Origin of the sequence: Actinotalea sp. JY-7885 (assembly GCF_014525465.1) — a bacterium.
Lineage (GTDB): Bacteria > Actinomycetota > Actinomycetes > Actinomycetales > Cellulomonadaceae > Actinotalea.
Genome location: NZ_JACEXH010000166.1, coordinates 1 through 6,832, shown reverse-complemented (window position 1 = coordinate 6,832; position 6,832 = coordinate 1). Strand labels below are relative to the sequence as shown.

At 74.7% G+C, this 6,832-nt stretch carries 6 protein-coding genes; 4 read left to right on the top strand and 2 right to left on the bottom strand.

Annotation, left to right across the window (positions count from 1 at the left end):
• Together IDM29_RS13435 and IDM29_RS13430 are read right to left on the bottom strand one after the other, a co-directional pair.
• A partial coding sequence (locus IDM29_RS13435; RefSeq protein ID WP_188037633.1) for an LLM class flavin-dependent oxidoreductase occupies positions 1–371 on the bottom strand: 371 nt, incomplete at its 3' end.
• Positions 372–684: 313 nt separating this feature from the next.
• On the bottom strand, positions 685–1,623 hold the full coding sequence (locus tag IDM29_RS13430; protein WP_182113188.1) for a glycosyltransferase family 2 protein: 939 nt from the start codon (positions 1,621–1,623) through the stop codon (positions 685–687).
• A gap of 167 nt (positions 1,624–1,790) precedes the next feature.
• Between IDM29_RS13430 and IDM29_RS13425 the strand changes: the two genes are divergently transcribed.
• From IDM29_RS13425 to IDM29_RS13410, 4 genes are all read left to right on the top strand, one after another.
• The gene (locus IDM29_RS13425) at positions 1,791–3,047 is read left to right on the top strand and encodes a nucleotide sugar dehydrogenase (RefSeq protein ID WP_309232737.1); all 1,257 of its coding nucleotides are present in this window, start codon (positions 1,791–1,793) and stop codon (positions 3,045–3,047) included.
• A gap of 2 nt (positions 3,048–3,049) precedes the next feature.
• Positions 3,050–3,790: a polysaccharide deacetylase family protein gene (locus tag IDM29_RS13420; RefSeq protein WP_255491763.1), complete on the top strand. Its 741-nt coding sequence runs from the start codon at positions 3,050–3,052 to the stop codon at positions 3,788–3,790.
• A 62-nt stretch (positions 3,791–3,852) separates the two neighbouring features.
• On the top strand, positions 3,853–5,367 hold the full coding sequence (locus IDM29_RS13415) for a diguanylate cyclase (protein ID WP_182113187.1): 1,515 nt from the start codon (positions 3,853–3,855) through the stop codon (positions 5,365–5,367).
• Positions 5,368–5,454: 87 nt separating this feature from the next.
• Positions 5,455–6,699 carry an AI-2E family transporter gene (locus IDM29_RS13410; protein WP_182113186.1) on the top strand — a complete coding sequence of 415 codons (1,245 nt, stop codon included), beginning with the start codon at positions 5,455–5,457 and terminating at the stop codon, positions 6,697–6,699.
• The last annotated feature ends 133 nt before the right edge of the window (positions 6,700–6,832 follow it).

Below are 6,832 nucleotides of genomic sequence, written 5' to 3'. Positions count from 1 at the left end.
CACCCCGCGCGTCCGGCGCTCAGCGCGTCGAGGGTCGCCACGGCGCGGCCGAGCTCCGCCGGGCGACCCGCGTCGCCCGCGACCGTGGCGACGAGGCCGATGCCGCGGGTCGACGGCGCGACCTGCGCGAGCGCGTGGACGGCGTCGAGCCGGCCGTCGACCGTCTGGCCCCGGTCGGGCCGGAGCCGGAAGTCGTGCCCGAGCACGACGAGGTCCAGCGTGCCGCGCTCGGCCGTCGCGACGAGGCCGGCCAGCCGGGCCGGGTCGAAGCCGCGGGGCGCCCCTGACCGGACGTCGCGCCACGCCGCCGGGCGCGCGCCCACGTGCGAGAGGTCGACGGCGAGGTGGACGCGGGGGTGGGACGGGTGCATGGCGGGTCCTCGAGGAAGGTGTCGCGGCGGAGCGCGAGGGTCGTGGTCAGAGGTCGCCGACGGGGCGGCGGTACGGCTCGACGCCCGGGCGGGGCGGAGCGCTGCAGGGACGGCGTCTCAGCTGCAGGTCTGACAAAAAAAGCGCGCGGCCGCGCACACCGCGCCGACGCCGGCGGTCGGCAGGACCGCGGGACGGGCGACGGCGAGCAGCGTGTCCGGCACAGGGCGAGTCTTCGCGCCGACCGGACCGCGGGTCAAGGATCGGGTGCCGCGTCTCACCGTGCGGACGACGCGGATCGCGGCTGCCGGCGGCTCAGGGCCGGCGGTACTCCACGACCGTGTGGCCGACGGCGCCGCCGAGGATCCCGGCTCCGCGCGCCAGGGTCCAGGCGCCGCGGCCGTGGTGCTCCGGGTTCCGGGTCACGACGCCGAGCAGCGCCCGCGCCGCTCCCACCACGACGCGCGCGGCGCCCGCGACCAGGGCCCGCGCCCGGACGCTCAGCTCCTCCCGCCGGGTGCGGGCGAGCATCAGGTCCACCAGGACGCTCGTGCCGCCGGAGCGGTAGCCCCGGCGCATCGTCCAGCGCCCGGTGAGCCGCGAGGCCGGGACGTGCTCGCGGACGACCGCCTCGTCGCACCAGTAGATCGCTCCCCCGGCCCGTCGCAGCTCCTTCGTGAACAGGTGGTCCGATCCGCCGCTGAGCCCGAGCGCGTCGGCGAACCGGAGCCCGTGCCGGCGCACGTGCGCCAGGTCGAGGAGGAGGTTGCCGCTCCCGGCGGCCTCCATCGGCGTGCCCGTCGCCATGCGGCGGCGGTCGAAGACCCGCGCCCAACGCACCCACGCAGCGGGCTCGGTCTCGTGGATCCGCAGCACCGGGCCGACGACCGCGGCGCCGCGAAGACGCCGGTGCGCGGCGACCATCGTGGCCAGCCAGTCCTCGTCCGGTGTCTCGTCGTCGTCGATGAAGACCAGCACGTCGGCGCCGGTGGCGGCCTCGAGGGCGGCGTTACGACCGGCGGCGATCCCGGGCCGGGGCTCGTGGACGTACTCGGCCTCGGGGATGGCGAGGCGCTCGACCGCCGGCCGGGCGCTGGCGTCGGGGTCGTTGTCGACGACGAGGACGCGCGTGCCCGCACCGAGGAGCCGCGCCTGACGTGCGAGCTCGGGCAGGAGCCGGGTCAGCACCTCGGGGCGCCGGTACGTGAGCACCGCGACGACCACGGGGCCGGCGGGGTCCGCGGTGCGCTCCATCGTCGCAGCGTACAAGCGGCCGGCCGCGCGCCGGGGGCCGACCAGGGGACGGCGCCACGGCGCACCGGGCCGCGTCCCCCGATCGGCCCAGCGCGTCCGTTTTCACCCTCTTTGGACCGACTTCCTGTGGAAGGATCGGGAACGGATCCGAGGCGACGGGAAGGGCGATGATGGGAATCAGGCTCGCAGTGATCGGCACGGGCTACGTCGGCCTGCCGCTGATCCGGGAAGCCGTCCTCGCGGGCATCCCGACGTACGGTTTCGACATCGACCCGGACCGCGTGGCCGAGATGCGCGCGGGCCGCTCCCGCATCGACGACGTCACGGACGACGACCTCGCTGCGATGCTGGCGGCGGGCTTCGTGCCGACGGACGACGCGGCGGACCTCGACGACTGCGACGTGTACGTCATCTGCGTGCCGACGCCCCTGACCCCGGAGGGCGGTCCGGACCTCGGTGCTGTGATCGCGTCCGCCGAGATGCTCGCGGCGCGGGTGCGCCCGGGCGACCTCGTCGTGCTGGAGTCCACCACCTACCCGGGCACGACGGAGGAGATCGTCGGGCCGATCCTCGAGCGCAGCGGGCTGACGGTCGGCAGCGACCTCCTCCTGGCCTTCTCGCCCGAGCGGATCGACCCCGGCAACACCCGGTTCGGGCTGCGCAACACCCCCAAGGTCGTCGGAGGCGTCGACGAGCGCAGCACGGACCGCGCGGTCGAGCTGTACTCGCGGGTGTGCGACCAGGTCGTGCGCGCGAGCGGCACCCGGGAGGCCGAGCTGGCCAAGCTCCTCGAGAACACCTACCGGCACGTGAACATCGCGCTCATGAACGAGCTCGCGCAGCTGGCGCACGAGCTCGACGTGGACCTGTGGGAGGCGATCCGCTGCGCCTCGAGCAAGCCGTTCGGCTTCCAGGCCTTCTACCCGGGCCCCGGGGTGGGTGGGCACTGCATCCCCATCGACCCCAACTACCTGTCGCACCACGTCCGCAGCCGACTCGGGCACTCCTTCCGGTTCGTCGAGCTCGCCCAGGAGATCAACGCGACGATGCCGGCCTACGTCGCTCGTCGCGCGCAGGACCTGCTCAACGGCCTGGGCCGCGCGGTCAACGGCTCTCGCGTGCTCCTGCTCGGCGTCACCTACAAGGCGAACATCGCGGACCAGCGGGAGTCCCCGGCGCGCGATCTGGCCGTGGCGCTGCGGCACCTCGGCGCCGAGCTGCGCTACTGGGACCCGTACGTCCCGCAGTGGCACAGCGGCGGCACGCTGGTCCCCCGGGTCACCGACCTGCAGAACGTCGGCGACGACGTCGACTGCGTCATCCTGGTGCAGAACCACGACGAGCTCGCGCCCGAGGTGCTCGAGGCCTTCGGCAAGAAGCTGCTCGACACCCGCGGGACGACCGTGACCGGCCAGAGGCTCTAGGGGTGCCGAAGGGCGACGTCCTCGAGGAGGTCCCCGTGCTCGGGCCCCTCTGGCGCGCCGGGAGCCGGCCCGTCGGGTCGGTGCGGGCCGTCGCGACGCCACGACGTGCGGTCGTGCTCACGTTCGACGACGGCCCCCTGGTCGGCTCGACGGAGGGCGTGCTCGCCGCGCTGGCCGACGGGGGGGCCACCGCCACCTTCTTCGTCCTCATGACGCGCGTCCGCGCCGCGCCCCGGCTCCTCGAGCAGATCGTGGCGGCCGGCCACGAGGTCGCCCTCCACGGCGAGGACCACGTCCGGCTCACGAGCATGCCCACGCGCCAGGTCGTCGAGCGGACGCGCCGGGCCAAGCAGGAGCTGGAACAGCTCGTGGGCCGGCCGGTCCGCTGGGTGCGCCCGCCGTACGGCTCGCAGACGCCGCGCACCTGGGCCGCGCTCCGGCGGGCGGGGATGACCCCGGTCATGTGGGGCGCCACGACGTCGGACTGGCGGGACCAGCCCACAGCGGAACGGCTCCGTGGCGCGCTGGCCCACCTGAGACCGGGGCAGATCGTCCTGGCGCACGACGCGATCGCCGGCGTGGCGGACGGGGCCGAGGAACGCGAGCCCTTCGAGCTCGACCGCGGCCGCTTCACCCGGGAGCTCCTCGCCGAGTACGCCGGACGCGGGTTCACGGCGGTGAGCCTCGCGGATGCGCTGGCGGACGGCGGACGGCTGCGCCGTTGGGCCTGGTTCGGTCGGTAACCGGGCCACCGGACGCCTCAGATCCCGCGGTCCTACGCCGATGGACCGGACGGAGGTGGTCCGTGCTCGTCTTCGTCGAGCTCGCCACACTCGTCGCCGTCGTCGTCGCGTCGGTCACGGGTGTCCTGGTGCTGCGCCGTCGCCGCACCTCCCCGCTCGCGCTCCCCCTCGCCCTCATGATGTTCGGGGCGTCGGAGTGGGCCGCGGCCCGCGCGCTGCTGCCGCTCGCCACGGGCTCGCACGAGTTCACCCTCGCCCTGCACTACGCGATCTACCCGGGCATCGCCCTCTCGCTGGCCGCCGCCTTCGTCTACTTCGCCGTCCTGACGGGACGGCGCGTCACCCGGCGGGCCGCGCTCCTGCTGTGCGTGCAGCCCGCCCTGACGATGCTCGTCCTGGCGACCGACGGATGGCACCGCTCCTTCCTCCTGGTCGAGGTGTCCGACGGCGTGCTCTCCGTGGCCCCCGGCCCGCTCTACTGGGCGTTCACCGCGTACAGCTATGGGCTCCTGCTCATCGGGGTCGCCCTGTCGCTGCGCGCCATGGTCACCGCCGTGCCCGGTCACCGTCACGTGTACGCGATCGCTGCGCTGGCCGCCGTGCTGCCGTTCATCGGCAACGTCACGGCCCTCCTCGTCTCCTCGAGCTCCCTCTCCGGGCCGATCCACCTCACGCCGGTCTTCACGCTCGCGAGCAGCGCGATCTGGCTGTGGGTCGAGCGCTACCGCGACCACACCCGGGCCGTGCCGGTCTCGACCCGGCAGGTGCTCGAGGCCCTCACCGACGCCGTCGTCGTCCTGGACCCACGGGGCGTCCTGCTCGACACCAACCCCGCCGCCCGCGTCCTGCTGCGCGACACCGACTACGCGATCGGCACCCCGTGGCGCAGCCCCATGCCGGCGGCGATCGAGGCGGCGATCGCGACCGGGGCCGGCACGGTCACCACGCCACGCGGCGGCGTCCTGGACGTCCGCATCACCCAGATCTCCGACCGGGCCGGCCGCCCGATCGGCCGCGTCGTCGTGATGCGCGACATCACCGAGCTGGAGCGCCTGCGCAGGGAGCTCGCGGACCAGGCGCTGCGCGACGGGCTCACGGGCGTGCACAACCGGCGCTCGTTCGAGCAGCAGCTCGCCGACGCCCTCACCCAGGCACGCGCCGACGGCACCCCGCTGAGCCTCCTCCTGGTCGACCTCGACCACTTCAAGCGGATCAACGACACGCACGGTCACGCGACCGGGGACCGGGTGCTGGTCGAGGTGGCGCGGGCGCTCGAGGCGTCGACGCTGCCGGGCGAGACCCTCGCGCGTCTCGGCGGCGAGGAGTTCGTCGTCCTGCTCCCCGGTCTGGGCGGCGACGAGGCCGTCCGCCGGGCGGAGGCGGTCCGGGCCCGCTGCGCCGCCGTCCACGTCGAGGTCCGCGGCGGGGTGGCGAGCGTGACGATCAGCGTCGGCGTCGCCGAGCTCCCGGCCGACGGGACGGCCGACACGATCCTGCGCGACGCCGATCGCGCGATGTACGCCGCCAAGGCGGCGGGCCGCGACCGCGTCGCCCGCGCCCCCGTCGCCGTCCCCTGACGACGCCACGGCGGGCGGGATCGCACGGCGCGCAATAGCGTCGGAGCACCCTCGGCCGCCGCCGGAGGTCGCTCCAAGGAGGACGCCATGGGCCTGTTCGGTCGCCGCGTGCGGGACGTCCCGCCCCTGCCCCCTCGGGTGCCGCGGCCCGCGCCGCCGGCGCCCTCCTCGTCCGCCCAACACCCGGCCCGCGACCTGTGGTCCGAGGGCTTCGGCCGCGTCGGCACCCGGTCGGTGCAGGTCCTCGCCGTCGTCGCGGTGCTCGCCGTGGTCGTCTTCGCGCTGACGCGGCTGACCCTCGTCGTCATCCCCGTGCTCATCGCGCTCGTGCTGTCGGCGGCGATCTCGCCGCTCGTCTCGTTCCTGCGCCGCCGCGGCGTGCCCTCGCTCCTGGCGACCTGGATCTCGCTCGCGGCGCTCGTGGCGCTGCTCTCCGGGGTCGTGTGGCTGGTGGTCAACGCCGTCGTGAACCAGTGGGGCGAGCTGCGCGAGCGCGCCGAGGACGGGATCCGGCAGCTCCAGGAGTACGTCAAGGGGCTGCCGTTCGAGATCTCCGAGGAGCAGATCCGCTCCGTGGAGGAGTCGCTCGCCGGCCTGCTGCGGTCCAGCGCGCTGGGGTCCGGCGCCATCGCGGGCGTCTCACAGACCGTCAACTTCGTGGCGGGCTTCTTCATCATGGTCGTGGTCCTGTTCTTCTTCCTCAAGGACGGGCCGAAGCTGTGGGAGTTCTTCCTTCGCCCGTTCGAGGGCGAGCGGTACGAGCGCGGCAAGCGCGTCGGCGACGCGACCATCCGCACGCTCGGCGGGTACCTGCGCGGGACGGCGATCGTCGCGGCCGTCGACGCCGTCTTCATCGGCATCGGCCTGGCGATCGTCGGGGTGCCGCTGGTCATCCCGCTGTCCGTGCTCGTGTTCCTGCTCGCGTTCATCCCCCTCGTGGGGGCGACCATCGCCGGCACCCTGGCCGCGCTCGTCGCGCTGGTGGCCCTCGGACCGGTGCAGGCACTGGTCGTGGTCGCCATCGTCGTCGTGGTCAACCAGGTCGAGGGCGACTTCCTGCACCCGGTCGTCATGGGGCGCACGCTGAGCCTGCACCCGCTGATGATCCTCGTCGCCCTGACGACCGGGACCGTCCTCGCCGGACTGACCGGCGCGGTGCTCGCCGTCCCGATCGCCGCCTCCCTCTGGCACGCCATCCTCGTCTGGGACGGCCCGAACCTGCCGGCACGCTTCGCGCGCGAGAAGCGGCGACTGCCGGTCGGGACGGACCCGGACGTGTCGGGCGCCCCGGGGCCGGCCGCGAGACAATCGATCAGTGGCACCCGCACCTGACGCCCCCTCCCCCGCACCCCTGGACCCCGGCGCCGCCGCCGCGGACCTGCCTCCCGGCTGGACCGCCGCGCCACCGCGCGCCGACGACGCGCCCGACCTGCACGCGCTGCTGCGCCGCCACGAGGCCGCGGCG